Genomic DNA, 25898 nt, shown 5'->3' on the forward strand with positions numbered 1-25898 from the left:
CCGGCATAGGGCACCGAGATGGCGCCGTCGCGCCCGACGGGCTGCTCGGGGATGAGGGCGGACTTGGATCCGGCGGAGAAGCGGTCGGCGACGAGGGGTCCGGAGAACAGGCCGCCGGATCCGGCTTCCCAGACGGAGACCGAGACCATGTCGCCGATGCCGATGACCGGCTCGGAGGAGGGGCGATGGTCGCCGAAGGAGGCGAGCAGGCTGTCGAGGGGGCGGCCGCGCAGGGCCTCGACCACGGAGGGCGTGACGTCGATGATCTCGTAGCGGGCAAGGATCCCGCCGTCGGCCGTGGCGACCTCGGCCCCGGCCTGGATCGCGCTCGCCGTCGGACCCGCCGCGGGCAGGTACGTGCAGCCCGACATCGCCGTGACGGCGAGCAGGACGAGGGGAAGTTTGCGCATCCAGATGTTGCCCATCGGTATTGCCGAGCCCGTGCCTAGCCCATAGCGGCCCAGGTGTCCGTAGCGGGTGAGCCACACTCCGCCCGCCACGACCGAGACTGCTAAGTCATCCTCGTTAAGCACAGCTTTTTCGGGGCACAGGGACGACGAATGCCGGGCGCAGCGCGCGCTGCTGAAATATCGGGACACAAATCCGAGCGCTGTCGACGGTAACGAGTCGGCCCATCGACTCCAGGGCCGCACGGCCCCGGCGCGATCCGCTCACTGACCCTGTGTCACCGCCGCGGTGATGTCGCCGTAGACGGCGCTGACGCGGGACACGTAGTAGCGGATGCTGCCGACCGCGACGAGGAAGATCAGGCCCCCGAGCAGGGCATACTCGGTCGCGGTGGATCCGCGGACGTCGCGGGCGAAGCGCGCGGTCGCGACAGGGATCCGATCCGTCAGGGCGGCCGCCGCCCGGGATCGCACCGCGCGCCGCCCCGCCCCGTCGCCGCCCGGCTCATCCATGGTCGAACGCGCCTTCCCGTCCCGCCGTCCGCGTGGCCTCACGCGCTCGGAAGGCTGTTACCGGCCCGCGCTTGCCGCCGGCTTAACGAAGTGTCCGAAACAGGGCATCGGGCTGATTCCGGGCGGGATATGCACCGCCCCGCGCGGCGGGCGCGCCCGGCGAGGGCGCGCCCGCGACGGCTCAGGCGTGGCCGGCCTTGTGGCGCAGGTCGTCGATCCGCTTGGAGGCCTCGGCCTTGTCGAGGTCGGGATCGAACGCCTTCGGCTCCTTCGCCTCCTCGGAGAGCGTCTTCAGGTAGGAGGCCTGCGCGCCGGTCATCGGCTCGCCGCCGGTGGTCCACTGGTCCGGATCCTTGATCTGGTTCGACACGTCCTTCGGGTCGGTCTTGGGGTTCTCCGGCGCGTTCTGGCGCGCATCCTGGCGCCCTCCAGAATCCCGATCGGCCTTCGACGTCGCCTTCGCGGTGGTGGTAGCCATGCGACTCATGTTCCCTAAATGTTCGCGTTCTGGGTCGTCAACGCGGCCCGCGGCGCGACGGTTCCTGCCACACGGCGGCAACGTCGGGCGCGGCGATCTTCCCTTCCGCGCGCGCGCTCCGCATGATCGTGACGCGCGGCGCCCCGGCGCGCCTCGGAGCCACGGTGGTCCGGATGACGTCCCAATCAGACCCGCCATTCGATGCCGGGACGGCCGCTCAGGTGCTCGTGGTCATGGGCGTCTCGGGGTCCGGGAAGAGCACCGTGGCGGCGCTGATCGCCGAGAAGCTCGGCTGGATCTTCGTGGACGGCGACAGCTTCCACGCGCCGGAGCACGTGGCGAAGATGCACGCGGGCCACGCCCTCGACGACGCGGACCGCGCGCCGTGGCTCGCCCGGATCGCGACCTGGATCCAGCAGCGCCTCGACGCCGGCGAGTCCGGCGTGGTGGTCTGCTCGGCGCTCCGGCGCGCGTACCGGGACGTCCTCACCCGGGGCAGCCGGCGGGTCCGCATCGTCTACCTCGACGGCGACAAGGCCCTGATCGCGCGGCGCCTCGCGGAGCGCCAGGGTCACTTCATGTCGCCGCATCTCCTGGACAGCCAGTTCGCCACCCTCGAGGTCCCGGGCCCCGACGAGCACCCGATCACCGTCGGGATCCTCGAGCCGCCCGAGGCGATTGCCGACCGGGTCGTGGCGGAACTCGCCACCGCTGCGCGCCGGGATCCGGGTGGGGAGTGACGCGATGACAGCAGGTACCGGCAAGGCCGCGGGGATCGCCCTGGTGATCTCGGACGTCGACGGCACCCTGGTCACCGGGGACAAGCGCCTGACGGCGGCGACGGTGGCGGCCGTGCGTGGCCTGCGCGCGGCCGGGATCGGCTTCAGCATCGCCTCGGCGCGGCCGCCGATCGGACTGCGGAGCCTCGTGGCGGAGCTCGGCCTCGACCTGCCGATGGGGGCCTTCAACGGCGCGAGCGTCGTCCGGCCGGACCTGTCGATCATCGAGGAGCGGACCATCCCGGAGCCGGCGGCCCGGGCGGCCCTCGACCGGCTCCTGGCCGAGGGGCTGGACGTCTGGGTCTTCGCCGACGGCGCGTGGTGCCTGCGCGACCCGGACGGTCCCTACACCGACCTGGAGCGCCGCACGATCGACGCGGAGCCCCGGGTCGTGCCGGATCTCGGAACGCTCATGGGTACGGCCGCCAAGATCGTCGGCGTCAGCCGCGACCACGCCCATCTCGCGGCCTGCGAGACGCGAATCGCGGCGGCGCTGGCCGGCCGGGCCACCGTCCACCGCTCGCAGAAGTACTATCTCGACGTGACCCCGCCCGATCTCGACAAGGGTCGCTTCGTCGCCTGGATGAGCGCGCATCTCGCTATCCCGCGCGAGCGGATCGCCACGTTCGGCGATGCCGGGAACGATCGCCCGATGTTCGCACAGAGCGGCTACTCCGTGGCGATGGGCAATGCCGAGGCGAGCGTCCAGGCGGCCGCCAGCGCGGTCACGGACAGCAACGACGCCGACGGGTTCGCCCGCGCGGTCGAGCGCTTCATCCTTCCCTGACCGGCTCCCCAGACCGGCCGACCGCGTCCGCGCGCCGCCCTGTGGCGCGCGGATCACAAGCACGCCCGTCGCCCCGGCCGCCCACAGGCTGCCGAACGGGGGCCGCTTTCCGGCCTCATTTCCCCGTGACCTAGCTTGACTACAGAACAAGCAGCACCGGGTCTCGGAATGCATCGCCTCATCCTGGCCGCCGTCCTCGCGGTCGCGCCCGCAGCCGCCTTCGGGCAGGGCGCGCGCGACAATATCGACGCGTTGATCGAGCAGCAGGCGAAGGCGAACGGCGTTCCGGCGAGCTTCGTGCACGCCGTGGTCAAGCGCGAGAGCAACTACAATCCGCGGGCGAAGGGCGGCAGCGCCCTGGGTCTCATGCAGATCAAGCACGCGACCGCGCGCGGCATGGGCTACACCGGCGACGCCGCCGGCCTGTACGATCCGGAGACCAACCTGCGCTACGGCGTGGCCTATCTGGCGGGCGCCTACCGCACGGCCAAGGGCAACGTCGCCCAGGCCTACCAGTACTACAACCGCGGCTACTACTACGCCGCCAAGCGCCAGGGCATCTCCACCGAGGTCGCCTCGGTGGTCGCCCCCGTGGCGGCGTCGGCCAGCGCCCTCGCGAGCCTGTTCGGCGGCGGCGTCGCCGACTCCAAACCCAACCCCGCGGCCGCCCTGGCCTACGCGCCGACGGCCGCCGCCGTGGCGGAGGTTCCGACCGAGACCGTCGAGGTGCCGCTGCCGCCGCGCCGGCCCGCCGCCCTGGCCGGCGCCGCGGTCGAACTCGCCAGCCTGTCCATCGACCCGGCCGCGGGCGCGACCCCGGCCGCCCCGCAGGCCGCCTCGGTTCCCGCCGTAGAGGTGCCGCTGCCGCCGCGCCGACCCACCGCCCTCGGGAGCGCGGAGGCCTCGCCGGCGCAGATGGCGGAACTCCGGCTCTCGCCGCAGCCCGCGGCGGCCGCCACCCCGATGACCCCCGCGGCCGCTTCGGCACCGGCCACCGAGGCGGCGGTCGAGGCGGTCGAGGTGCCGCTGCCGCCGCGCCGTCCGTCGCTCCAGATGCTCGCCGCCGCGACGCCGCGGCGCGCTCCGGCCGCCGCGCCGGTGCGCGAGGCCACGGCCCTGCCGGTCGAGTAGCGCGCCCTCTCCGGCGCGGGCGCAGACCGCCGATCGCCCGCCCGGCCGGGCCTTCTGCCCACACAAGGATCATGCCCAAGGCTTGACCATCGGGTCGATCCGCAACACATAGGCGCCACGCCAGCAACGTGGTTGGATCGTTACGGTACGGACCGGCGCCGCGAGACAGCGGCCGTACGCGGGTGGCGCACGACGGATCTCAGGGCAGGAAACGCCGGTCTACACGCGCACGTTCTCAGGCAGCTTCCTGTCTGGCGGAACGCCAAAGCGCGATGGATCTCGAAGCGGCAGGCATGCAGGGCACGGACTCTGCTTTCGAGCTGGCAGGAAAGCGGACGGCGCCATGACCGGCGTGGAACAGGAATCTCTCTTTCTCACGGACCTCGGGCGACGCGTCAGGCACGCGCGCACCGTGCGCGGGCTGTCGCGCAAGGTTCTGTCGCAGACCTCGGGCCTGTCCGAGCGCTACATCGCGCAGCTAGAGGGCGGCCAGGGCAACGTCTCGATCATCCTGCTGCGGCGGGTGGCGAACGCCATGGGTGTGCGGCTGGACGACCTGATCACCGGCAACGACGCGCTGCCCGACTGGCCCGTGGTGCGCGACCTCCTCGCCCAGGCGAGCCCGGCCCAGATCGTCGCCGCCAAGGAGGCCCTGTCCGGCGGCAGCCGGCCCGAATCGAGCAACCGGCCGCGCGTGGCGCTGACCGGACTGCGCGGCGCCGGCAAGTCGACCCTCGGCAAGCTCGCGGCCGAGCGCCTCGGCTGGACCTTCGTGGAGCTCAACGCCGAGATCGAGCGGGAGAACGCCCTCTCGGTCCAGGAGATCTTCGCGATCTACGGCCAGGAAGGCTACCGCCGGCTCGAGCAGGCGGCCTTGCGGCGCCTGACCGAGCATCCCGGGCCGCTGATCCTCGCGACGAGCGGCGGCATCGTCGCGGAACCGCTGACCTACGATCTGCTCCTCCAGGCGTTCTACACCATCTGGCTGCGCGCCCGGCCGGAGGAGCATATGAGCCGCGTCCGCGAGCAGGGACACCTCGCCACGACGGGCGACCACGCCTCCGCGATGCAGGAGCTGCGCGCCGTGCTGGCGAGCCGCGAGCCGCTCTACGCCCGGGCCCCGGCGACGGTGGACACCTCCAACATCCCTGTCCAGACGATGCTGGACCGCCTGACGGCGGCGATCGAGGCGCGGTTCGGGCAGGGCGTGCCGCTGGCGGACTGACCCGCCCGCGTTCGCTGACAGCCATGCGACCGATGCGACCCCTGGGCCGCGCCGGCCCTTGATCGCCGCGGTGCAGCGCACCACGCTAGGGCAGTACCCGCGGTCCGTCGCCGCCGCTGCCGTCTCTCCGGGCGGGACAACCACCCCGCCGAGCGGGCGCTGGACCGGCCCCGCCCCACGCGCGACCGGCAGACCCTGCGAAGTCCCGGACATGAGCATCCGACTATGAGCGCCAGTCCTGCCTTCACTCACCCATCGCATGACCTCGCGGTCGTCGACCCGGTCTGGTCGCGGTTGCGGGACGAGGCGGAGGATGTCCTGCGGACCGAGCCGCAGCTCGCCTCCTTCATCGTCGCCACCATCCTGAACCACACCACGCTGGAAGGCGCGGTCTCCCACCGGGTCGCGGCGCGGCTCGGGCACCCGTCGCTCCCGGCCGAACTCGTCGCCCACGCCTTCCACGAGGCGATCACGGTCGATCCCGGAATCGGCCAGGCGTTCCGCGCCGATATCGGCGCGGTGATCGACCGGGATCCGGCGACGCTCCGGGCCCTCGAACCGGTCCTGTACTTCAAGGGCTTCCACGCCCTGCAGGCCTACCGCCTCGCCCACCATGTCTGGAACCGCGGTCGGCGCGACCTCGCCCTCTACCTCCAGAGCCGGGTCTCGGAGGTGTTCCAGTGCGACATCCATCCGGCGGCGCGGATCGGTCGGGGCGTCTTCCTCGACCACGCCACCGGCCTCGTGGTCGGGTCGACCGCGGTGATCGAGGACGACGTGTCGATCCTCCACGCCGTGACCCTGGGCGGCACCGGCAAGCAGCGCGGCGACCGCCACCCCAAGATCCGCCGCGGCGTGATGATCGGCGCCGGCGCCAAGATCCTGGGCAACATCGAGGTCGGAGCCTGCGCCCGAGTGGCGGCGGGCTCGGTGGTGCTGCGGCCGGTACCGCCGAACACGACGGTCGTCGGCGTGCCGGCGCGCGTGGTCGGCACCGCCGGCTGCGACGATCCGGCTCGGGCGATGGACCAGCTCGTCGCCCTCGATCAGTTCATCCACCTGGGCGACGGGATCTGACCCGGGGCCGTCGCGCTTGCCGCTCCGCCCGCGGCGTGGCAAGCCCTCGGCCCATCCGCGGCGCCAGCGCCGCCAGGGGAGATCGACCAGCGTGACCAAAGCCGAGACCGCGAAGCTTCAGGACTATCTGCGCCGCAAGTTCGCGAACAACAATATCCGCCTTACCGCGATGAAGACCGGCGACTCCGCCGAGGTGTTCATCGGCGAGGAGTCGATCGGCGTGATCGCCGACGACAAGGAGGACGGCGACGATTCCTTCGTCTTCCGGATGGCGATCCTCGACATCGATCTCGAGGAAGAGGCCTGAGGCCCCGCGCTCCGGCCGGACCCGCGTCCCGGATCGGGTCCCGCCGGCCGCACCTGTGCACGGATTAACGCTAACGAAGACTCGTGCTTAACAACCGGTAAACGGCGTGAGTACAGTGCGCGCAACCTGTATCAGGAGCGCGAATAATGGTCCTCACGCCCGTCGCCCTCGAGTCGATCCGGACCCTCTGCATCGGACTGGCGCTGTCCGGCCTGATCGCCAGCGCCTTCGAGCTGTTCGCGGCGCGGCGGGCGAGCTTCAGCCTGCTGGAGCGCGGTGGTCTGCCGGCGGTCGCCGCCCTGCCGATGCTGGCCTTCTCGGCGCCGTTCATCATCCTGCGCAACACGGTGCGCGGCCGGCGGATCGAGGGGCGCCCGATCCCGTTCGTGATGCTGGCGACGGTCATCGCGTGCGGCTGGAGCCTGCTCTCCGGCCGCGTCGCCCTCGACCTCGCCGCGATGCTGGTGGGCGCCTGATCGGGTTCAGGGCTCGGCGGTGGCCACCTGCGCGGTCCCGTCCTTGCCCTCCAGGGACACCCAGGCCGCGCCGTCCTGGCCGGCCCGCTTGATGAAGTTGTAGCCGGTGCGGCGCCAGGAGCGGATCGCGTCGGTCTTGTTGTCGAGGATGAAGTCGCCGCGGTCGGTCCGGACCGTCAGCACCGCGTGGCCCTCGTTGGTCTCGTCGATCACCACGGTCATCAGCAGGGCGCGCCGCGGCAGGCCGCGCTCCACCAGCATCCGCCGCTTCAGCAGCTGGTAATCCTCGCAATCGCCGAACCCGTCATCGGGGAAGTCCCAGCGGTCGACGACGCCCCAATGCGCCTGATCGGTGATCGGCCGGATGCGCGCGTTCACGCGGCGGTTGACGCTCTGCAGGGTCCGCCACACCGCCACGGTCAGGGAAATCTCGGCCGGCTCGGCCGTGTCGACCGTGCATTCCTGAGGCGTGCGGGCGCAGAAATCCGTCCAGCCCGCGATCGCCCGCACCGGCCCGGTCGGTTCGGCGGCGGTCACCTGATCCGGCAGGACCAGCCGCGCGTGGGCGTGGGTCGTGGCGCCGCCCATCGCGAGGATCGTGCCGAGCAGGGCGAAACTCGCCGCCTGCCGCGCGCGGCACGCCGCGTGCGTCCACCCGCGCCAACGGAGCGGGCCGAAGACCTGACACGAGATACCGCCATCCGCGTGCCGCATGGTTCAAGCCCCCGCCGCCCGATGATGACGGAAGGGTGACACGGCCACGTGCGACGCACAATGGGTCAGGGCGAGGCAGCTAACGCGCGGGGAGCCGTATCGGTTCCGATTTAAGAGAGTGTTGCATCCGCGGGGCTGGCCGAAACCGTATGCACTGAGTGAATAGCCGCTCTGCGCCTTCTCGGAAGGCCTTGATTCAGGTCAGCTTTGCCGGCTTCTCAGCACGGCTCGCACGGGGGATTCGCGGCGGGCTCGATCGAGACGCGTGAAGCCGGCCAGCCCGTCGCCGACGGGGCCGCACCCCAGGAAAGGACCCGCCATGCAGCCCGCCATCCAGCAGGTGATCAGAGCGCTCGCCGAAGATGGTCGGGCCGGCGCGATCAATATCGCGGAGCACGCGGTCGATTCCTACCTCGCCGACGCGCCGAGCGAGGGCGACAGGGCGCTGTCGCGGGACATCCTGGTCCGGGATCTCGCCAGTCTCCGGGGCGTCGCCCCGCATCTCGCGGCCTTCATCGGCCGGGTGGAGTCCTACGTGGCGAGCCTCGCCCAGCCGTCGCTGAGCCGGGCGGCCTGAGGCCGCGTCACCGGTTTGCAGTGGTGACCGGGGAGGTGACGCCGCCGAGGGAGACCCAGGCGACGGCGTCCTGGCTCTCGCGCTTGATGAACACGTAGCCGGTCTTGTGCCAGGGCAGGATCGCGCTGGTCTTGTTGTCGAGCACCAGGTCGCCGCGGTCGGTGATCAGGGTCAGCACGGCGTGGCCCTCGCCCTTCTCGTCGATCACCACGGTCATGCGCATCGCCCGCCGCGGCAGGCCGGCCTCGGCCAGCATGTGGCGCTTGAGCAGCTGGAAGTCCTCGCAGTCGCCGATGCCGTCCTCGGCCAGGTCCCAGCGGTCGGCCACGTGCAGGTGGTCCTGGTCGGTCATCGGCTCGATCGCCTTGTTGACCCGCCGGTTCACCGACACGATCGTCGCCCAGGTGGCGGGCGTCAGGCTGATCCGGGCCGGCTCGCCCCGGTCCAGCGCGCACTCCGCCGCGTAATTCTGACAGAACGTCACCCACGCCGCGATCGGCTTGGCGTCGCCCAGGATCTTGGCGCCCACGTCCGCGGGCAGGCTCGCCAGCGTCTGCGCCTGAACCGGAGCGGCGAGGCCGAGCAGCGTCGCCGCTCCGACCAGCATCCCCCGAACCGTCCTGAGAAGCGCCGCGCCCATCGAACCCGTCCCCGTTGTTGAGGACAGGATTGCGCCGCAGAGCCTCCGCGGCGCTGAAGCGGATGCGCGCAATTTTACCGATCTGCCGGCGCGGGCCCGCTCACGCGCGACAGCGTCGACGGGAGACTTGAGAACCCTTGTAAATCGGCGGCTTCGGCTTCGGAAACCGGAAACCTTGAGGGTTCGTCACCCGGGGACCTGAGTCCTCAGGCGCGCAGCCGCCATCGCGAGCGCAGAGAGGCACACCAAGACTGCGCCAAGCCGACCGATGGCGCGCTGCCCTGGGTAGCCTCGCTGCGCCCGCGATCACGGGGTGGAAACGCTCAGCCCGCCGTCTGGTCGAGCTTGCGCTCGGCCTCGCCCTTCAGCTCCGGGAAGTCCGCCTGCGTGTAGGCGCGGCCCCGGTGCGGGTCCTCGGTGATGCCCTCGTGCTCCAGGCGGCGGAGCTGCACCCGCCGGATCTTGCCCGAGATCGTCTTGGGCAGATCGGTGACGAATTCGAGCCCGCGCAGGCGCTTGAAGGTCGCGAGCCGGGCGTTGGTGAACCGGAAGATGTCGAGCGCCGTCTCGGGTCCGGGGCTGGCTCCGGCCACCAGGGACACGTAGGCCTTCGGGATGGTGTGGCGCATCGGGTCGGGCACCGGCACCACCGCCGCCTCGGCCACGGCCGGGTGCTCGATCAGCACGCTCTCCAGCTCGAAGGGGCTGATCCGGTAGCCCGACGACTTGAACACGTCGTCGGCGCGGCCGACGAAGGTGTAGCAGCCCTGCTCGTCCACGAAGGCGACGTCGCCGGTGTGGTAGAGGTCGCCGGCCGCGCCCGACAGGTTGCCCTGGCCGTCGTCGTAGCCCTGCATCAGGCCGGCGGGCCGGTGGGCCCCGAGTTCGAGGCAGACCTCGCCCTCGGTGGCCGGCTGACCGTCGAGGTCGAGGACGCGCACCCGGTAGCCCGGGAGAGGCCGGCCCAGGGCGCCCGGCACCACCGGCTGCCCCGGCGTGTTGGCCATGAGCGCGGTGGTCTCGGTCTGGCCGTAGCCGTCGCGGATCGTGAGGCCCCAGGCGCTCTTCACGCGCTCGATCACCTCGGGATTCAGGGGCTCGCCCGCCGCGCAGACCTCGCGCAGGGCGAGCCGCTTCCCGGACAAGTCCTCCTGGATGATCATCCGCCAGACGGTCGGCGGCGCGCAGAGCGTGGTGGCGCCGGTGCGCTCCAGCTGCGCCAGCAGCGCGGCCGCGTTGAACGGCGCCTGGTTGATCACCAGGATCGTCGCGCCGGCATTCCAGGGCGCGAAAAACGAGGACCACGCGTGCTTCGCCCAGCCCGGCGAGGAGACGTTGCAGTGCACGTCCCCCGGCTGCAGCCCGAGCCAGTACATGGTCGAGAGCGCGCCCACCGGGTAGGAGCGGTGGCTGTGGCGCACCAGCTTCGGCTTCGCCGTGGTGCCGGAGGTGAAGTAGAGGAGCAGCGGGTCGTCGGCGGCGGTCGGGGCGTCCGGCGCGAAGCTGTCCGAGGCCGTGAAGGCGTCGTCGTAGGCCGCCCAGCCCTCCGTCGGAGCCCCGGTGACGAGGCGAACGGCACCGCCCGTGTCGAGGCCGGCGAACCGTGCGATCTGCTCCGGCCCGGCCACGATCGCCCGCGGGCGGCCGCGGGCGAGGCGGTCGGCGAGCTCGTCGGCGGTGAGCAGCGTGGTCGCCGGGATGACCACGGCGCCGAGCTTCATCGCGGCCAGCATGGTCTCCCACAGGGCCGGCACGTTGCCGAGCAGCAGGAGCAGGTGGTCACCGCGCTTCAGGCCGAGCTGACGCAGGTGGTTGGCCACCTGATTGGACCGTGCCGCGAGCTCGCCGAAGCTGAGGCTCTGCTCGGCCCCGCTGCCAGCCTCGACGATCCGCAGGGCGGCGCGGTCGCGGCTCTCGGGGCCGGCGAGGACGGCGTCGAACCAGTCGAGCGCCCAGTTGAACGGCACCGGGTCCGGCCACGCGAAGGCCGCGACGGCGGCGGCGTAGTCGGTGCGATGGGCCAGCAGAAGGTCGCGGGCCTCCCGGAAGCTCGGCATGGTCGTTCCCCCTCGTCCTCGTTGCCCGATCCCGACCCGGCGTCTTCAGGCCGGGATCAGATCCTCACCGGCCTCGCCCTGCGCGAGGCGCTGAACCATGGCGGCGTGGAAGTCGCGGATCTGCCCGGCAATCGCCCCAACACTGCGGTCGTTGCGGGCGAAATCGTCGGCGTTCAGCGCGATCAGGCCGGCCGTGTAGCCGGCCTCGTTGTGTTCGAACGGATCCGCGTAGAGCCATGCCCACCAATCGCGGAGCGGGATCAGGCTGGCGCCGGGCTTGACCCGCAGCGCCGCCAGGAAACGGAAATGGCGCGTCAGCTCTTTCCGCCAGACCGACCGCGTCCGTTGGGGCACGAAGGCGAGCAGCTTCACGAGGTGCTCGTTGATGGTCTCCTCGCGCCCGCGCGCCTTCTGGGCGACGATTGCGCGCGGGAAGGCCATCTCGAACCGGACTTCGTCGTGGTCCAGCACATCCATCGCCTGGTCCCCGCTCAGGTGTTCTCGAACCGGGGCGGCCGCTTCTCTACGAAGGCGGCCATACCCTCCTTCTGGTCCTTGGTGGCGAACATGGCGTGGAACACCCGCCGCTCGAACCGGATGCCCTCGGTCAGCGTGGTCTCGTAGGACCGGTTGACCGCCTCCTTGGTCATCATCGCGATCGGCAGCGACATCGACGCGATGGTCTCGGCCGCCTTCAGTGCCTCGTCGAGGAGCTGGTCGGCCGCGATCACGCGCGAGACGAGGCCGGCACGCTCGGCCTCGGCGGCGTCCATCATCCGCCCGGTCAGGCACATCTCCATGGCCTTGGCCTTGCCGACGAAGCGGGTCAGCCGCTGGCTGCCGCCGATCCCCGGCATCACGCCGAGCTTGATCTCGGGCTGGCCGAACTGCGCCGTGTCGGCCGCCAGGATGATGTCGCACATCATGGCGAGTTCGCAGCCACCGCCGAGCGCGTAGCCCGCCACCGCGGCGATGATCGGCTTGCGCACGGCGACGAACCGGTCCCAGTCGGCGAACCGGTCGCCGGAATACATCTCCGCGTAGGTGGCGTGCTGCATCTCCTTGATGTCGGCGCCGGCCGCGAAGGCCTTCGCCGAGCCGGTGAGGACGATGCAGCCGATCCCCGGATCCGCATCCGCCTCGGTCGCCGCCCGGATCACCTCGCGGGTGAGCTGCGCGTTGAGGGCGTTCAGGGCCTTCGGCCGGTTGAGGGTGATCAGCAGGACGCGCCCGCGCGTCTCCGTCAGGATCGTCTCGTACGTGTCGCTCACGACTCGCCTCCCTGCCCGCGGAGCATACGGATGATCGCGGAAAAGTCCTCTCCCCCGTGGCCCGCGCCCTCGAACAGGCCGTAGATCTGCGCGGCCTCCGCGCCCAGCGGCGTCGCCGCCCCCGCGGCGATGGCGGCGGCCTGAGCGAGTCGGAGGTCCTTGAGCATCAGCGCGGCGGCGAAGCCCGGCTTGTAGCCGTTGTTGGCCGGCGAGGTCGGCACCGGACCCGGCACCGGGCAGTAGGTGGTCAGTGACCAGCACTGACCCGAGGAGACCGAGGCCACGTCGTAGAGCGCCTGGTGCGACAGGCCGAGCTTCTCGCCGAGCGCGAAGGCCTCGCTGACGCCGATCATCGAGATGCCGAGGATCATGTTGTTGCAGATCTTGGCCGCCTGCCCGGCGCCGGCATCGCCGCAATGGAACACGTTCTTGCCCATCGCCTTCAGCAGCGGCTCGGCCTTGGCGAAGGCGGCCGCGGCGCCGCCGGCCATGAAGGTCAGCGTCCCGGCCTTCGCGCCGCCGGTGCCGCCGGAGACCGGCGCGTCCACCGACAGGCAGCCCCGCGCCTCGGCGAGGGCGTGGGCCTTGCGGGCGCTCTCGACGTCGACCGTGGAGGAATCGATCAGGAGCGTGCCGGCGGGCAGGGCCTCGGCGAGCTGCGTCCAGACCTCGACCACGTGCCGCCCGGCGGGCAGCATGGTGATGACGACGTCCGCCCCTTGGGCCGCCTCCAGGGCCGAGCCGGTGACAGCGACGCCTCCGGCGCGCGCCCCCTCCAGCGAGGCCGGCACCAAGTCGAAGCCGCGCACGGTGTGGCCCGCCTTCACGAGGTTGGCCGCCATGGGCCCGCCCATGTTGCCGAGACCGATGAACCCGATGGTCTGCGCCATCCTGCTTCTCCCTTGATTGCTGTCGTTCGCGTCTTCCACCCGCGTCCTCATCTGAAGTGACCGCGACGCGGGCCTCGAAGGAGGGCTCCAGGAATCACGGCGGCTTCTGGAGCCCTCCTTCGAGGCCTACGCTACGCTTCGGCACCTCAGGATGAGGGTGTGGGTGGGAACGAGCGATGCGTCATCACACCGGCCCCGTGCGCGATTCCGAAAAAACCGGCTCCGCCCGCTTCTCCAGCCAGCGGGCGATCCGCGCCGGATCGACCGCGTCGAGGGTCGGCGGGTTCCAGCGCGGGCTCTTGTCCTTGTCGATCACCGCGGCGCGGATGCCTTCGCGGAAATCGCCCTCCGCCAGCAGGGCCAGCGAGGCGTGGAACTCGCGCTCCAGGCAGGCTTCCAGGTTCGGCGCGCCGCGGCCGAGCCGCAGGAGGCACAGCGTCAGGACGAGGCTCGACGGCGCCTTGGTCAGGAGCGTCGCCCGGGTCGCGGCGGCGAAGTCCGAGCCGTCCGCCGCCAGGGCCGACAGGATCTCGTCCACCATGTCGAAGGCGAAGCAGCGGTCGATCACCGCCCGGTGCGCGGCGAGCGGTGCCGGCTCCGGATCACGGGCGAGCCGTGCGATCGCGTCCCGCACGCCCGCCTGCCCGGCATCCGGGTCGACCGCCACGAGGGCGTCGATCAGGTCAGGCAGACCCGCGGAGGGCACCAGGGCGCCGGCCAGCCGGCAGAAGATCGCGTCGGCGGCGCCGACCGGCTCGCCGGTCAGGCCGAGATAGGTGCCGAGTTCCCCGGGCGCGCGCGGCAGCAGCCACGTTCCGCCGACATCCGGCAGGTAGCCGATGCCGGTCTCCGGCATGGCGACGCGGGAACGCTCGGTGACGATCCGGTGCGCGGCGTGGCCCGCGAGCCCGACACCCCCGCCCATGGTGATGCCGTCCATGACCGCCACGAAGGGCTTCTCGTAGGCGGCGATGCGCGCATCGAGCCTGTACTCGTCCCGCCAGAAGGTCTCGGCGAAGGCGGTGTCGGGGCTGTCGTAGAGGGAGCGCAGGTCGCCGCCGGCGCACAGGCCGCGCTCGCCCTCCCCGGTGAGCAGCACCGCGGCGATGCCCGGATCGGCCGAGAACCGGTCGAGCGCCCGGTCGATCTCGCCGACCATGCCGTGGGTCAGGGCATTGAGGGCCTTCGGCCGGTTGAGCCGCAGCCGGCCCAGGGCGCCGACACGCTCGACGATCACGTCGCTCATCGGCGGCCCCCGGTCAGCCCGCGGGCGATGATCAGCCGCATGATCTCGTTGGTCCCCTCGAGGATCTGGTGCACGCGCAGATCGCGGACGATCTTCTCCACGCCGTACTCGGCGAGGTAGCCGTAGCCGCCGTGAAGCTGGAGCGCCTGGTTGGCGACCTCGAAGGCCGCGTCGGTGACGTGGCGCTTGGCCATCGCGCAGAGCTGGGTCGCGGCCGGGTCCTTGGCGTCGAGCGCGGCGGCCGCGTGCCGCAGGAAGGTGCGTGACACCTCCAGGCTCGTCGCCATGTCGGCGAGGCGGAACTGCAGCGCCTGGAAGTCGGTGAGCCTCGCCCCGAAGGCGCGGCGGTCGCCCATGTAGGCGAGCGCCTTGTCGAGGGCCGCCTGCGCGCCGCCGAGCGAGCAGGCCGCGATGTTGAGCCGCCCCCCGTCGAGGCCGCTCATGGCGATCTTGAAGCCCTGGCCCTCGGCGCCGAGGCGGTTGCCCACCGGCACACGGCAGCCGTCGAAGCGCACCGCGCGGGTCGGCTGGGCGTTCCAGCCCATCTTGCGCTCGTCGGCCCCGAAGGACAGGCCGGGCGTGCCCTTCTCGACCACGATCGCGGAGATCCCCGCCGGGCCGGCCTCGCCGGTGCGGACCATGCAGACGTAGAGGTCGCTGGCGCCGGCGCCCGAGATGAACTGCTTCTCGCCGGAGAGCACGTAATGGTCGCCGTCCCGCTCGGCGCGGGTGCGGAGCGCCGCAGCGTCGGAGCCCGAACCCGGCTCGGTGAGGCAGTAGCTGGCGATCCGCTCCATGCCCATGAGCGACGGCAGCCAGCGGCGGCGCTGATCGTCGTCGCCGTAGGCGTCGATCATCCAGGCGCACATGTTGTGGATCGACAGGAACGCCGCCACGGTCGGGCAGCCGGTGCTGAGCGCCTCGAAGATCAGCGTCGCGTCGAGGCGCGACAGGCCGGAACCGCCGACATCCTCGCGGACGTAGATGCCCGCCATGCCGAGGGCGGCCGCTTCCCGCAGGGTCTCGACCGGGAAGGTCTTGTCGCGGTCCCAGTCGAGGGCGTGCGGCGCGATGTGCTCGGCCGCGAAGCCGAGGGCCATCTCGCGGATCGCGGTCCGGTCCTCGTCGAGCCCGAAACTCATGGGCACTCCCTCATGTTCGTCAGCCACCGCGCGAGGTACGCACATCGGCCGCCCCAAGGCGGGCCGTACCCCCTCCCCGCGCGGGAGAGGGGGACCCGGGCCCCACCTCGAGCCGTCGCGCTCTACCGCATCGTCGGGATGGAGAACTCCGCCCCGCTCTTGATGCCGCTCGGCCAGCGCTGCGTCACGGTCTTGGTCTTGGTGTAGAACCGGATCGAGTCCGGCCCGTGCTGGTTCAGGTCGCCGAAGCCCGAGCGCTTCCAGCCGCCGAAGGTGTGGTAGGCGATCGGAACCGGGATCGGCACGTTGACGCCGACCATGCCGACATTGACCCGCGCGGTGAAGTCGCGGGCCGCATCGCCGTCCTGGGTGAAGATCGCGACGCCGTTGCCGTACTGGTGGGTCGAGGGCAGCGCCAGCGCCTCCTCGTAATCCTTGGCCCGAACCACCGAGAGCACGGGGCCGAAGATCTCTTCCTTGTAGATCGTCATGTCGGGCGTCACGCGGTCGAACAGCGAGCCGCCCATGTAGAAGCCGTTCTCGTAGCCCTGGAGCTTGAAGCCGCGGCCGTCGACGGCGAGCTGCGCGCCCTCGGCGACGCCCTTGTCGATGTAGCTCGCGACCTTCTGCACGGCCTCCCGGGTGACGAGCGGGCCGTAATCGGCCGAGCCGTCGTGCGAGGGACCGATCTTGAGCGACTCGACCCGCGGGACCAGCTTCTCCATCAGGCGGTCGGCGGTCTGCTCGCCCACCGGCACCGCCACCGAGATGGCCATGCAGCGCTCGCCGGCCGAGCCGTAGCCGGCGCCGATCAGCGCGTCGACCGCCTGGCCCATGTCGGCGTCCGGCATGATGATCATGTGGTTCTTGGCGCCGCCGAAGCACTGGGCGCGCTTGCCCGTCTCGGCGGCGCGCACGTAGATGTACTCGGCGATGTGCGAGGAGCCGACGAAGCCCACCGCCTTGATGTCCTCGTCGTCGAGGATCGCGTCGACCGCCTCCTTGTCGCCGTTGACGACGTTGAGGATGCCCGGCGGCAGGCCCGCCTCCAGGAAGATCTCGGCGATGCGGATCGGCACGCTCGGGTCGCGCTCGGACGGCTTCAGGATGAAGGCGTTGCCGCAGGCGATGGCCGGGGCGCATTTCCACAGCGGGATCATGGCCGGGAAGTTGAACGGCGTGATGCCGGCGACGACGCCCAGCGGCTGGCGCAGGGAGTAGACATCGATGCCGGGCCCGGCCCCTTCGGTGTACTCGCCCTTGAGCAGGTGCGGGATGCCGCAGGCGAACTCCACGACCTCGACGCCGCGCTGGATGTCGCCCTTGGCGTCCGGCACGGTCTTGCCGTGCTCGGAGGCCAGCAGCTCGGCCAGCGAATCGTTCTCGCCGCGGATGAGCTCGAGGAAGCGCATCATCACGCGGGCGCGCTTCTGCGGATTGGTCGCCGCCCAGGCCGGCTGGGCCGCTGCGGCGTTCTCGACCGCGGCGCGCATCTCGGCCTTGCTGGCGAGCGCGACCTTGGCCTGCACCTCGCCGGTCGAGGGGTGGAACACGTCGGCGAACCGCCCGCTCTCGCCGCCGACGTTCCGGCCGCCGATGTAATGCCCGATCGTGCGCATGCGCGCCTCCCTGTGATGTGGCGTTCGATTTTGGCGCACCCTATCAGGATCGCTTGAGCGATAAAGCCGGATGCGCTTACAGCCGTCGTGCATCGATGCACAGCGAGGGTGCGATCATGGCCAGGACGGGGCCCAACTGGGACGACCTCCGCTTCTTCCTCGCCGTGGCGCGGACCGGAACGCTGAGCGCCGCCGGGACCCGTACCGGCACCGAGCACACCACCGTCGGGCGCCGGATCCGCGCCCTGGAGGAAGGGCTCGGCGCCCGGCTGTTCCACCGCAGCAACCTCGGCTACGCCCTCACCGAGGACGGCGCGAACCTGCTCGGCGTCGCCGAGGCCATGGAGAGCGCGTTCCTGTCGGCGAGCGCCGCCACGGAGGCCGCCCAGGCGGTCTCCGGCACGGTGCGGATCGGCGCGCCGGACGGGTTCGGCAGCGTCTTCCTGGCCCCCCGGATGCACCGGCTCACCGCGCGCCATCCGGGGCTGGAGGTCGAGATCATGGCGACCGCCCGGATCTTCAGCCTGTCGAAGCGCGAGGCCGACATCGTCATCAGCCTCTCCGGCCCGCAGCAGGCCCGGGTGGTGGCGCGCCGGCTGACCGACTACCGGCTGCTCGTCTACGGGGCCGAATCCTACCTCGCGGGGGCCGGGCCGATCGCGGAGGTCGGGGACCTCTCGGGGCATCCCTTCGTCGGCTACATCGAGGACATGCTGTTCACGCGCGAGCTGAACTATCTCGGCGCCCTGGGTCCGCCGGTCTCGGCGCGGCTGCGCTCGACGAACCTCCTGGCCCAGGTCCACGCGACGCTCGGCGGCGCCGGCCTCTGCGTGCTGCCTGCCTTCATCGCGTCGGCCCATCCGGGTCTCGTGCCGGTGCTGCCCGGCGCGGTGTCGCTGACCCGCTCGTTCCACATGCACATCCACGAGGATCACCGGAAGGCCGCCCATATCCGCGCCGTGGCGGGCTTCATCGCGGGCGAGGTGGAGGCCGCCGCCGCGCTCTTCGCCGGGCCGGCAGTGTAAGCACCGGCAGTTTCGCCCGGCGGTCGCAGGTCCTAAGATCGTCGTTCCGGCGCACCAGCGAGGTGCCGGGTGGGAGAAGCAAGAGAATGGTCGCCTCGATCGCCCTGCCCCGGCTGATGCGCGTCGGCGCCGGCGCCTCGCGGCTCCTGCCGGAGGTGCTCGGCCAGCTCGGCCTGTCGCGGCCCTTCGTGGTCACCGATCCCTACCTTGCCGGCAGCGGCCGCACCGACACGCTGCTCGAGCGGCTGACCAAGGCGGGCGCGCAGGCCACGATCTTCTCCGAGACTGTGCCGGACCCGACCGTCGCCTCCGTGGAGGCGGCGCTGGCGGCCCTCCAGGCGGGCGATTTCGACTGCGTGGTCGGCTTCGGCGGCGGCAGCCCGATGGACACCGCCAAGGCGGTGGCGGTGCTCGCCCGCCACGGCGGCCACATGCGCGACTACAAGGCGCCGCGCCAGCAGGACGAGCCCGGCCTGCCGATCGTGGCGATCCCGACCACCGCCGGCACCGGCTCGGAGGCGACCCGCTTCACCATCGTGACCGACGAGGCCTCGGACGAGAAGATGCTCTGCATCGGCCTCGCCTACCTGCCGGTGGCGGCCCTGGTCGATTACGAGCTGACGCTCACCAAGCCGAAGCGGCTCACCGCCGATACCGGCATCGACGCCCTGACCCACGCGATCGAGGCCTACGTCTCGCGCAAGTCGAACCTGTTCTCGGACGGGCTGGCGCTTCAGGCGATGCGGTTGATCGCCCCGAACCTGCGCCGGGTCTGGACCGATCCGGGCGACCGGGCGGCCCGCGAGGCGATGATGCTCGGCGCGACCCAGGCCGGCATCGCCTTCTCGAACGCCTCCGTGGCGCTCGTCCACGGCATGAGCCGGCCGATCGGCGCCCATTTCCACGTGGCCCACGGGCTCTCGAACGCGATGCTGCTGCCGGCGGTCACGGCCTTCTCGGCCCCGGCCGCGATCGACCGCTACGCCGCCTGCGCCCGCGCCATGAAGATCGCCGGCCCGGACACCGACGACCGCTCCGCGGTGTCGGCCCTGGTGGCCGAGCTCGAGGCGCTGAACGACGACCTCGACGTGCCGGGACCGCGGGAATACGGGATCGACCCGGCCCGCTGGGAGGCGCTGCTGCCCACCATGGCGGCCCAGGCGCTGGCCTCCGGCTCCCCCGCCAACAACCCGGTGGAGCCCAGCGCCGACGAGATCGTGGCCCTGTACCGGCGCGTCTGGGCGGGGTGATACCCTCTCGGAGTAGAGCACATCCTGAGACGGGACATTCGACCCGCCGCCGTCTGTGCGAGCGGAGCGAAGCAATCCAGGGACGCGCCGCCCCGGGTCGCTGCGCTGCGCTCGCGATGACGGGGTGAGACCTACTTCGCCGCCGTCAGCGGGCAGCCGCTCTCGGCCGGGGAGGCGAAGGCCTCCTTACCGGGGATCGTCGAGATCAGCTTGTAGAGGTCCCACGGACCCTTCGACTCGGCCGGCTTCTTGACCTCGAACAGGTACATGTCGTGGACCATGCGTCCGTTCGGCTGCACGATCCCGCCATGGGCGAACACGTCGTCCACCGGCAGCTCCTTGAGCTTGGCGTTCACCGCGTCGGTCTCGTCGGTGCCGGCCGCCTTGACGGCCTTCAGGTAGGACAGGACCGCCGAGTAGGTGCCGGCCTGGATCATGTTGGGCATCCGGCCGGTGCGCTTCATGTAGCGCTGGCCGAAGGCGCGGGTCTCGTCGTTGGCGTCCCAGTACCAGCCCTCGGTGAGCGTCAGGCCCTGGGCGACCTTGAGGCCGAGCCCGTGCACCTCCGAGAGGGTGAACAGCAGCGCCGCGAGCTTCTGGCCGCCCTCGACGATGCCGTACTCGGCGGCCTGCTTGATCGCGTTCGAGGTGTCGAGGCCGGCATTGGCGAGCCCGATCACCTTGGCCTTCGAGCCCTGCGCCTGGAGCAGGAACGACGAGAAGTCCTGGTTCGAGAGCGGGTGACGGACGCTGCCCAGCACCTTGCCGCCGTTGGCGAGCACGACCTTGCTGGTGTCGGCCTCCAGCGCCGAGCCGAAGGCGTAGTCGGCGGTGAGGAAGAACCACGTGTTGCCGCCCGCCCGGGTCAGCGCGCCGCCGGTGCCCACCGCCAGCGCCCGCGTGTCGAACGCCCAATGGTAGCCGTAGGGCGAGCACGCCTTGCCGGTGAGGTCGCTGGTCGCGGCCCCGGTGGTGATGGTGATCTTCTTCTTCTCCTTGGACAGGCCCTGGACCGCCAGCGCCACCGAGGAGGTGGTCAGCTCCATGATCGCGTCGACATTGTCGCGGTCGTACCATTGCCGGGCGATCGCCGAGGCGATGTCGGGCTTGTTCTGGTGGTCGGCCGTGAGGATCTCGATCGGCACGCTGCCGATCTTGCCGCCCATGTCCTCCACCGCCATCCGGGCGGCCTCGACCGAGCCCTGGCCGCCGTACTCGGCGTAGAGGCCGGACTGGTCGTTGAGGACGCCGATCCGTATGGCGTTGTCCGAGAAGCTTCCCTGCGCGGCCGCCGGAGCGGAGCCGAGCGCGGTCCCTGCGAGAGCGGCCGCCATCACCGCGCCGCCGATTGTCCTGATCATGTCTCCCCCCGGTTCGCCCGAGTGCCCGCTTCTGAGGCGGTTCCGGCGGCACGATAGGGGACGACCCGGCGCCGCGCCACGGCCGGGGTCGGGCGGGAGCTGAAGGATTCCGCGGATTGTGACGCGGTTCCGATCGACCCGTTTCCGGACCGGCGACAACGGCAGAGGTTATAATACCTTAACCATAATTACACGAATCCCCGCGCAGGTTCCCGTCATGGACGGCAATCCGGCCGTCTCCGGCGCGTGGCGATGCGATGAACCCAGCCCGTTTCGCCGTCCTCGGAATCGCCCTCGCGGCGGGCACCGGGGCGGCCTTCCTGATGAGCGGCGGCGATCCGCCACCGCCGCCACCGCCGCCGACGGCCGAGGCGCCGCCGCAGCCGACGACCGACGTGCTCGTGGCCGCCATCGACATGCCCATGGGCCAGGTGCTCCGGGCCGCGGACCTGCGCTGGCAGCCCTGGCCGGACGGCGCCGTGGCCAACGGCTACATGACCCGCAAGATCAACCCCAAGGCCCTCGAGGAGACCGTCGGTGCGTCCGTGCGCTCGGGCTTCCTGACGGGCGAGCCGATCCGCGCGCAGAAGCTGGTGCGCCCGGAGAGCGGGTTCATGGCGGCGATCCTGCCGCCCGGCATGCGCGCGGTCGCCATCGTCACCGACAGCCGCGGAACCAACTCGGCCGGCGGCTTCATCCTGCCGAACGACCGTGTCGACGTGATCCGCACCTTCCGCGACGAGTCCAATTCGCGGGCCAACAACAGCGACGTGCAGCTCTCCCAGACGATCCTCACCGACATCCGCGTCCTGGCGATCGGTCAGCTGGTCCAGGAGAAGAACGGCACCAACGTCGTCACCGGCGAGACCGCGACGCTGGCCGTGACGCCCGCGCAGGCCGAGACCCTGGCGCTCGCCCAGAAGGTCGGCGCCCTGACGCTCTCCCTGCGCAGCCTCGCCGATGCCGGGCTGCCGCCGGAAGCCGTACCGCTGGCCGACGCGTCCGCCGCGCAGATGCCCGAACCCGCCCTGACCGTGGTGCGCTTCGGCGTCGCGCGGCAGCAGACGCCGTGACCGCCATGACCGCTTCGCTGTCCCTCACGCGCCCGACGCGGCGCCCCGACCGCGGCCCGCGCCGTTGCTCGGCCGGCGCCCTCGCGCTGCTCGTCGCCCTGACCGGGCCGGCCTCTTCCCAGGACCGCCAGACCTTCGGCCCGGCGCCGATCCTCACGGTCGGAGCCGCGGAAGCGAGCTCGACCCGGCGGGTCGAGCTGACCGCGGGCCGGTCCGTCATCGTCGACCTGCCGCGGGACGCCAAGGAGGTGTTCGTGGCCAACCCCGCGGTGGCCAACGCCGTGGTCCGCTCGACCCGCAAGGTCTTCGTGATCGGCATGGCGGACGGCGCGACCTCGATCTTCATCATGGATGCCGAGGGCCGCCAGATTGCCGCCCTCGACGTGACGGTGGCGCGGGACCTGAACCTCGGGACCCTGCGCGAGCTGCTCAACCAGAGCATCCCGGGCGGACGCTTCGACGTGCGCTCCTCGGGCGCCTCGGTGCTCCTGTCGGGAGCGGTCAACTCCTCGGCGGACGCGCAGCAGGCGATCGACATCGCCAACGCCTTCGTGGGCCTTGGCGGCGCCGGGGCCGCGGGAGCGGCGGGCGCGGCCAGCGGCGGCGTCGCCGCCGGCTCGCGGGGCGCGGTGATCAACAACCTCACGATCCGCAACAAGGACCAGGTGATGCTCCGCGTCACCGTGGTGGAGGTGTCCCGCAACGTCCTGAAGCAGTTCGGGATCAACATGGCCGGCAACTGGTCGGCTCTGAACCCGGTCGGAAACCTGGGGCAGACGCTCGTGAACGGCGGCACCGCGGCGGCCACGCAGGTCCCGGCGTACATCCCGAATGTTATCACCAACAACCTGCCCTTCCCGATCAACACGAACACGCCGACCGGGAATCTGGTCCAGGCCTCCGTGCAGGGGGGCGGCTTCTCGCTCCAGGCGACCCTGAAGGCGTTCGAGCAGGCCGGCGTCTCGCGCATCCTGGCGGAGCCAACGCTGACCGCCATCTCGGGCGAGGCCGCCAAGTTCCTGGCCGGCGGCGAGTTCGCGGTGCCGGCCTCGGCAACCTGCGCCGTCGGCGGCGTCTGCTCGCCCGGCATCACATACAAGCCCTACGGCGTCGCCCTGTCGTTCACACCGACGGTGCTGGCCGACAACCGGATCTCGATCCGCGTCGCCACGGACGTGACCGAGATCGATACGCAGCAGAGCTTCAACTATGTGATCGGCAACACCTCGGTCGCAGTGCCGGGCACCCGGGTGCGCCGCTCCGAGACCACCGTCGAGCTGCCCTCCGGCGGTGTGATGATGACCGCCGGCCTGATCCAGCAGTTCAACAAGCAGGCGATCGCCGGCCTGCCCGGCCTGATCAACCTCCCGATCCTCGGCGCGCTGTTCCGCTCCCGCGACTACCAGCGCCAGGAGACCGAGCTGATGATCATGTGCACGCCCTACATCGCCCGGCCGATGGAGGCGAAGCAGGTCAGCCGGCCCGACGACAACTTCGTCGACTCCAGCGACGGCCAAGCCGTGCTGCTCGGCCAGATCAACCGCATCTACGGCAAGGTCGCCCCGCCGGGCGCGGCCGCCGCGGCGCCGCTCGGCCGCACCTACCGCGGCCGCGTCGGCTTCATCGTCGAGTAGCGCCCCGCCGCGCCTCCCAGGATCGGACCCATGACCGGACCCATGACCGGACCCACGACCGGACGTCACCCGCCCGCACTGCCGCGCCGCGCCGCGAGCGTGCTCGCCGCCTGCGCGCTCTCCGCCCTCGCGGCGGCCTGCAAGACCGATCCCGTCACGACCGGCGGCATCGACGTCACGGATTACCGCGCGCGCCACCCGATCGTGCTGACCGACGGGCCTCGCAGCCTCGACGTGTTCCCGACCGGCACGGGCCATCTGGACCCGCGCCAGGCGACCGATGTCGACGCCTTCATGCTGGAGTACCGGCGCTACGGCCGCGGAACCCTTCTGATGCAGGTACCCCAGGGCGTCCCGCCCGACCAGGTCGCCGCCGTGCAGCGGACGGCCTCGGTTCTCGGCCGGCTCGGCACGCAGAACGGCGTCAACGCCCGCGAGATCGCCGTCAGCGGCTACGCGGTGGCGGCGCCGACCCTCGCCGCGCCGATCCGGCTGAGCTTCCAGCGCATGCAGGCCAAGGTGGCCGACGCCTGCGGCCTCTGGCCTCAGGACCTCGGGGCCGGCAACTTCGCGACCGACTACAACAACCGGCCGAGCTGGAACCTGGGCTGCGCCATGCAGTCCAACGTCGCCGCCCAGGTCGCCGACCCGGTCGACCTCGTGCGCGGCCGGCCCGAGGGCCGCATCGACACGGTCAAGCGGATCCGGGACATTGGCCAGTTGCGGGACGGCAAGGATCCGTCAACCACATGGCGGCAAGATGGTCAGACCGCCGTGAAGGCCCAGGTCACGAACTGAGACAGCCGGCGCCGGGGATGGGCAGCCCCGCCGCCGATCGCAACGCCGCACCCCGCACGCGAACCCGAAAGCGCCGTCATGGCAGAGCTGTCCGAGACAACCGAGCGCACGATCGCCCCGGTGCCCCGGATCACCATCCAGGCCTTCTGCGAGACCGGCGAGACCGCGGCGATGATCGAGGGCGCGGCCCTCGACCGGCGCATGCAGAAGGCGCAGGTCAAGGTCCGGATGGGCGGCGGGGCCGCGGCGATCGAGGCGTACCGGCACGCGCCGACGCCCAACGTCATCGTCCTCGAGATCCAGGGCGCGCGCTCGCGGCCGATCGAGTGCCTCGACGCCCTGGCCGAGGTCTGCGACGAGGGGACCCGCGTCCTGGTGATCGGTCACGTCAACGACGTGATGCTTTACCGCCAGTTGATCCAGCGCGGGGTGTCCGATTACCTGATGGCGCCGGTCGAGCCCCTGACGCTCATCGCGGCGATCTCCGACCTGTTCACGGCCCCGGGCGTCAAGCCGGTGGGCCGGACCGTGGCGGTCTACGGCGTCAAGGGCGGCATCGGCGCCTCGACCGTGGCGCATAATTTCGCGTGGTCGGTGGCCCGGGGCCAGGGCGTCCAGACGGTGATCGCCGATCTCGACATCGCCTTCGGCACCGCCTCGCTCAACTTCAACCAAGACCCGCCCCAGGGCATCGCCGAGGCGGTGTTCGCCCCCGAGCGGCTGGACTCCGCCCTTGTCGAGCGGCTGCTGTCCAAGTGCAGCGACAACCTGAGCCTGCTCTCGGCCCCGGCGAGCCTCGACCGGACCATCGACCTGTCCGAGCCGGCCTTCGACACCCTGATCGAGCACATGCGGGCGAGCGTCCCGTGCGTGGTCCTCGACATCCCCCACCAGTGGAACGCGTGGACGAAGCGCGTCCTGACGGCGGCCGACGAGATCCTGATCGTGACCGGGCCCGACCTCGCCTGCCTGCGCAACGCCAAGAACCTCCTCAGCGCGCTGAAGCACGGTCGCCCGAACGACCAACCGCCCCGCATCGTGCTGAACGGCGTCGGCGTGCCCAAGCGCCCCGAGATCGGCACCGCCGAGTTCGCCAAGGCCCTGGAGGCGCCGGTGGCCCTGACGATCCCGTTCGAGCCGACCCTGTTCGGCACGGCCGCCAACAACGGCCAGATGATCGCCGAGATCCAGGCGGGCTCGAAGGTGGCGGAGCTGTTCAACGACCTGGCGGCCATGACCCTCGGACGTCCCGAGAGCCGGCGGGGCCGTCCGAGCCTGCTGGAGCCGCTGCTCGCCAAGCTTTCCGGCCGCAAGGCATCCTGATGCGGACGCGATCCCTCACCCGCCCGGTGCCGCGGGTCAGCGTCGGGGCTCTGACCCATGTTCGGTAGGCGACAGTCCGGCGGCGCGTCGGCGCCGCC

26 protein-coding genes and 1 pseudogene are annotated in these 25898 nt (G+C 71.4%); 14 read left to right on the plus strand and 13 right to left on the minus strand.

All coding sequences use genetic code 11. The annotated features are described in order from the left end of the window. The 3 genes and pseudogenes from C4T42_RS24715 to C4T42_RS24725 all read right to left on the minus strand — a co-directional run. Positions 1-410, minus strand: a pseudogene (locus C4T42_RS24715) (sugar transporter); the annotation flags it as partial. Positions 411-671: 261 nt separating this feature from the next. Then, positions 672-920 carry a hypothetical protein gene (locus C4T42_RS24720; RefSeq protein WP_020095669.1) on the minus strand — a complete coding sequence of 83 codons (249 nt, stop codon included), beginning with the start codon at positions 918-920 and terminating at the stop codon, positions 672-674. A 181-nt stretch (positions 921-1101) separates the two neighbouring features. Further along, positions 1102-1398, minus strand: a complete 297-nt coding sequence (locus C4T42_RS24725; RefSeq protein ID WP_042675243.1) for a DUF3072 domain-containing protein — start codon at positions 1396-1398, stop codon at positions 1102-1104. A 173-nt stretch (positions 1399-1571) separates the two neighbouring features. Here C4T42_RS24725 and C4T42_RS24730 point away from each other — a divergent pair, with 173 nt between their 5' ends. From C4T42_RS24730 to C4T42_RS24760, 7 genes are all read left to right on the plus strand, one after another. Next, positions 1572-2138 carry a gluconokinase gene (locus C4T42_RS24730; RefSeq protein ID WP_051123786.1) on the plus strand — a complete coding sequence of 189 codons (567 nt, stop codon included), beginning with the start codon at positions 1572-1574 and terminating at the stop codon, positions 2136-2138. Positions 2139-2142: 4 nt separating this feature from the next. Beyond that, on the plus strand, positions 2143-2964 hold the full coding sequence (locus tag C4T42_RS24735; protein ID WP_020095666.1) for a Cof-type HAD-IIB family hydrolase: 822 nt from the start codon (positions 2143-2145) through the stop codon (positions 2962-2964). Between the two features lie 168 nt (positions 2965-3132). After that, positions 3133-4095, plus strand: coding sequence for a transglycosylase SLT domain-containing protein (locus tag C4T42_RS24740; protein ID WP_020095665.1), 963 nt, complete (start codon positions 3133-3135; stop codon positions 4093-4095). A gap of 343 nt (positions 4096-4438) precedes the next feature. Continuing rightward, positions 4439-5320 carry a helix-turn-helix transcriptional regulator gene (locus tag C4T42_RS24745; protein WP_020095664.1) on the plus strand — a complete coding sequence of 294 codons (882 nt, stop codon included), beginning with the start codon at positions 4439-4441 and terminating at the stop codon, positions 5318-5320. A gap of 225 nt (positions 5321-5545) precedes the next feature. Beyond that, complete coding sequence (gene cysE, locus C4T42_RS24750; protein WP_026605327.1) at positions 5546-6397, plus strand: serine O-acetyltransferase; 852 nt, start codon at positions 5546-5548, stop codon at positions 6395-6397. 91 nt (positions 6398-6488) lie between these two features. Next, positions 6489-6704, plus strand: coding sequence for a DUF3126 family protein (locus C4T42_RS24755; RefSeq protein ID WP_007565940.1), 216 nt, complete (start codon positions 6489-6491; stop codon positions 6702-6704). A 146-nt stretch (positions 6705-6850) separates the two neighbouring features. Continuing rightward, on the plus strand, positions 6851-7180 hold the full coding sequence (locus tag C4T42_RS24760) for a hypothetical protein (protein WP_020095662.1): 330 nt from the start codon (positions 6851-6853) through the stop codon (positions 7178-7180). A gap of 6 nt (positions 7181-7186) precedes the next feature. On the opposite strand, the gene C4T42_RS24765 is transcribed toward C4T42_RS24760, so the two are convergent. Further along, positions 7187-7894, minus strand: coding sequence for a transglutaminase-like cysteine peptidase (locus C4T42_RS24765; RefSeq protein ID WP_026605326.1), 708 nt, complete (start codon positions 7892-7894; stop codon positions 7187-7189). 319 nt (positions 7895-8213) lie between these two features. Here C4T42_RS24765 and C4T42_RS24770 point away from each other — a divergent pair, with 319 nt between their 5' ends. Further along, positions 8214-8471 (plus strand): hypothetical protein, encoded by a 258-nt coding sequence (locus C4T42_RS24770; RefSeq protein ID WP_012320711.1) that lies wholly within the window; start codon positions 8214-8216, stop codon positions 8469-8471. Positions 8472-8478: 7 nt separating this feature from the next. Here C4T42_RS24770 and C4T42_RS24775 read toward each other — a convergent pair whose 3' ends face one another. The 8 genes from C4T42_RS24775 to C4T42_RS24810 form a co-directional block, all read right to left on the minus strand. Then, positions 8479-9078, minus strand: coding sequence for a transglutaminase-like cysteine peptidase (locus tag C4T42_RS24775; RefSeq protein WP_020095660.1), 600 nt, complete (start codon positions 9076-9078; stop codon positions 8479-8481). Between the two features lie 356 nt (positions 9079-9434). After that, complete coding sequence (locus C4T42_RS24780) at positions 9435-11168, minus strand: AMP-binding protein (protein WP_020095659.1); 1734 nt, start codon at positions 11166-11168, stop codon at positions 9435-9437. 45 nt (positions 11169-11213) lie between these two features. After that, positions 11214-11645, minus strand: a complete 432-nt coding sequence (locus tag C4T42_RS24785; RefSeq protein WP_020095658.1) for a hypothetical protein — start codon at positions 11643-11645, stop codon at positions 11214-11216. 14 nt (positions 11646-11659) lie between these two features. Further along, positions 11660-12439: an enoyl-CoA hydratase gene (locus C4T42_RS24790; protein ID WP_020095657.1), complete on the minus strand. Its 780-nt coding sequence runs from the start codon at positions 12437-12439 to the stop codon at positions 11660-11662. Further along, a complete protein-coding gene (gene mmsB / locus C4T42_RS24795; protein WP_020095656.1) occupies positions 12436-13329 on the minus strand; it encodes a 3-hydroxyisobutyrate dehydrogenase in 894 nt (297 codons plus the stop codon). The genes C4T42_RS24790 and mmsB overlap by 4 nt, the downstream gene beginning before the upstream one ends. Positions 13330-13513: 184 nt before the next feature. Then, positions 13514-14575 carry an enoyl-CoA hydratase/isomerase family protein gene (locus C4T42_RS24800; RefSeq protein ID WP_020095655.1) on the minus strand — a complete coding sequence of 354 codons (1062 nt, stop codon included), beginning with the start codon at positions 14573-14575 and terminating at the stop codon, positions 13514-13516. Further along, positions 14572-15717 (minus strand): isobutyryl-CoA dehydrogenase, encoded by a 1146-nt coding sequence (locus C4T42_RS24805; protein WP_020095654.1) that lies wholly within the window; start codon positions 15715-15717, stop codon positions 14572-14574. Before C4T42_RS24805 ends, C4T42_RS24800 begins: the two co-directional genes overlap by 4 nt. Before the next feature lie 122 nt (positions 15718-15839). After that, the gene (locus C4T42_RS24810; RefSeq protein WP_020095653.1) at positions 15840-17336 is read right to left on the minus strand and encodes a CoA-acylating methylmalonate-semialdehyde dehydrogenase; all 1497 of its coding nucleotides are present in this window, start codon (positions 17334-17336) and stop codon (positions 15840-15842) included. A 116-nt stretch (positions 17337-17452) separates the two neighbouring features. Here C4T42_RS24810 and C4T42_RS24815 point away from each other — a divergent pair, with 116 nt between their 5' ends. Further along, positions 17453-18361 carry a LysR family transcriptional regulator gene (locus C4T42_RS24815; protein ID WP_103986049.1) on the plus strand — a complete coding sequence of 303 codons (909 nt, stop codon included), beginning with the start codon at positions 17453-17455 and terminating at the stop codon, positions 18359-18361. A gap of 86 nt (positions 18362-18447) precedes the next feature. Continuing rightward, the gene (locus C4T42_RS24820; RefSeq protein WP_020095651.1) at positions 18448-19611 is read left to right on the plus strand and encodes an iron-containing alcohol dehydrogenase; all 1164 of its coding nucleotides are present in this window, start codon (positions 18448-18450) and stop codon (positions 19609-19611) included. A gap of 131 nt (positions 19612-19742) precedes the next feature. On the opposite strand, the gene C4T42_RS24825 is transcribed toward C4T42_RS24820, so the two are convergent. Further along, positions 19743-20948, minus strand: coding sequence for an ABC transporter substrate-binding protein (locus C4T42_RS24825; protein WP_170855253.1), 1206 nt, complete (start codon positions 20946-20948; stop codon positions 19743-19745). Positions 20949-21229: 281 nt separating this feature from the next. Between C4T42_RS24825 and cpaB the strand changes: the two genes are divergently transcribed. The 4 genes from cpaB to C4T42_RS24845 all read left to right on the plus strand — a co-directional run bounded on the left by cpaB (position 21230) and on the right by C4T42_RS24845 (position 25800). Further along, positions 21230-22045, plus strand: a complete 816-nt coding sequence (cpaB, locus tag C4T42_RS24830) for a Flp pilus assembly protein CpaB (protein ID WP_020095649.1) — start codon at positions 21230-21232, stop codon at positions 22043-22045. A 5-nt stretch (positions 22046-22050) separates the two neighbouring features. Continuing rightward, a complete protein-coding gene (locus tag C4T42_RS24835) occupies positions 22051-23679 on the plus strand; it encodes a type II and III secretion system protein family protein (RefSeq protein ID WP_020095648.1) in 1629 nt (542 codons plus the stop codon). 30 nt (positions 23680-23709) lie between these two features. Further along, a complete protein-coding gene (locus C4T42_RS24840) occupies positions 23710-24477 on the plus strand; it encodes a pilus assembly protein CpaD (protein ID WP_020095647.1) in 768 nt (255 codons plus the stop codon). 78 nt (positions 24478-24555) lie between these two features. Then, positions 24556-25800, plus strand: a complete 1245-nt coding sequence (locus C4T42_RS24845; protein ID WP_020095646.1) for an AAA family ATPase — start codon at positions 24556-24558, stop codon at positions 25798-25800. Positions 25801-25898 lie beyond the last annotated feature (98 nt).

The sequence above is a fragment of the Methylobacterium sp. 190mf genome, from assembly GCF_900107945.1.
Classification (GTDB): domain Bacteria; phylum Pseudomonadota; class Alphaproteobacteria; order Rhizobiales; family Beijerinckiaceae; genus Methylobacterium.

Bases quoted from the DNA above. Each gene is read 5' to 3' on its own strand.
- C4T42_RS24725 (WP_042675243.1), bottom strand. From the start codon at position 1,398: ATGGCTACCACCACCGCGAAGGCGACGTCGAAGGCCGATCGGGATTCT.
- C4T42_RS24805 (WP_020095654.1), bottom strand. From the start codon at position 15,717: ATGAGTTTCGGGCTCGACGAGGACCGGACCGCGATCCGCGAGATGGCC.
- C4T42_RS24735 (WP_020095666.1), top strand. From the start codon at position 2,143: ATGACAGCAGGTACCGGCAAGGCCGCGGGGATCGCCCTGGTGATCTCG.
- C4T42_RS24765 (WP_026605326.1), bottom strand. From the start codon at position 7,894: ATGCGGCACGCGGATGGCGGTATCTCGTGTCAGGTCTTCGGCCCGCTC.
- C4T42_RS24810 (WP_020095653.1), bottom strand. From the start codon at position 17,336: ATGCGCACGATCGGGCATTACATCGGCGGCCGGAACGTCGGCGGCGAG.
- C4T42_RS24770 (WP_012320711.1), top strand. From the start codon at position 8,214: ATGCAGCCCGCCATCCAGCAGGTGATCAGAGCGCTCGCCGAAGATGGT.
- C4T42_RS24775 (WP_020095660.1), bottom strand. From the start codon at position 9,078: ATGCTGGTCGGAGCGGCGACGCTGCTCGGCCTCGCCGCTCCGGTTCAG.
- C4T42_RS24760 (WP_020095662.1), top strand. From the start codon at position 6,851: ATGGTCCTCACGCCCGTCGCCCTCGAGTCGATCCGGACCCTCTGCATC.
- C4T42_RS24785 (WP_020095658.1), bottom strand. From the start codon at position 11,645: ATGGATGTGCTGGACCACGACGAAGTCCGGTTCGAGATGGCCTTCCCG.
- C4T42_RS24730 (WP_051123786.1), top strand. From the start codon at position 1,572: ATGACGTCCCAATCAGACCCGCCATTCGATGCCGGGACGGCCGCTCAG.
- C4T42_RS24815 (WP_103986049.1), top strand. From the start codon at position 17,453: ATGGCCAGGACGGGGCCCAACTGGGACGACCTCCGCTTCTTCCTCGCC.
- C4T42_RS24800 (WP_020095655.1), bottom strand. From the start codon at position 14,575: ATGAGCGACGTGATCGTCGAGCGTGTCGGCGCCCTGGGCCGGCTGCGG.
- C4T42_RS24820 (WP_020095651.1), top strand. From the start codon at position 18,448: ATGGTCGCCTCGATCGCCCTGCCCCGGCTGATGCGCGTCGGCGCCGGC.
- C4T42_RS24780 (WP_020095659.1), bottom strand. From the start codon at position 11,168: ATGCCGAGCTTCCGGGAGGCCCGCGACCTTCTGCTGGCCCATCGCACC.
- C4T42_RS24720 (WP_020095669.1), bottom strand. From the start codon at position 920: ATGGATGAGCCGGGCGGCGACGGGGCGGGGCGGCGCGCGGTGCGATCC.
- mmsB (WP_020095656.1), bottom strand. From the start codon at position 13,329: ATGGCGCAGACCATCGGGTTCATCGGTCTCGGCAACATGGGCGGGCCC.
- C4T42_RS24840 (WP_020095647.1), top strand. From the start codon at position 23,710: ATGACCGGACCCATGACCGGACCCACGACCGGACGTCACCCGCCCGCA.
- C4T42_RS24835 (WP_020095648.1), top strand. From the start codon at position 22,051: ATGACCGCTTCGCTGTCCCTCACGCGCCCGACGCGGCGCCCCGACCGC.
- C4T42_RS24740 (WP_020095665.1), top strand. From the start codon at position 3,133: ATGCATCGCCTCATCCTGGCCGCCGTCCTCGCGGTCGCGCCCGCAGCC.
- C4T42_RS24845 (WP_020095646.1), top strand. From the start codon at position 24,556: ATGGCAGAGCTGTCCGAGACAACCGAGCGCACGATCGCCCCGGTGCCC.
- cpaB (WP_020095649.1), top strand. From the start codon at position 21,230: ATGAACCCAGCCCGTTTCGCCGTCCTCGGAATCGCCCTCGCGGCGGGC.
- cysE (WP_026605327.1), top strand. From the start codon at position 5,546: ATGAGCGCCAGTCCTGCCTTCACTCACCCATCGCATGACCTCGCGGTC.
- C4T42_RS24745 (WP_020095664.1), top strand. From the start codon at position 4,439: ATGACCGGCGTGGAACAGGAATCTCTCTTTCTCACGGACCTCGGGCGA.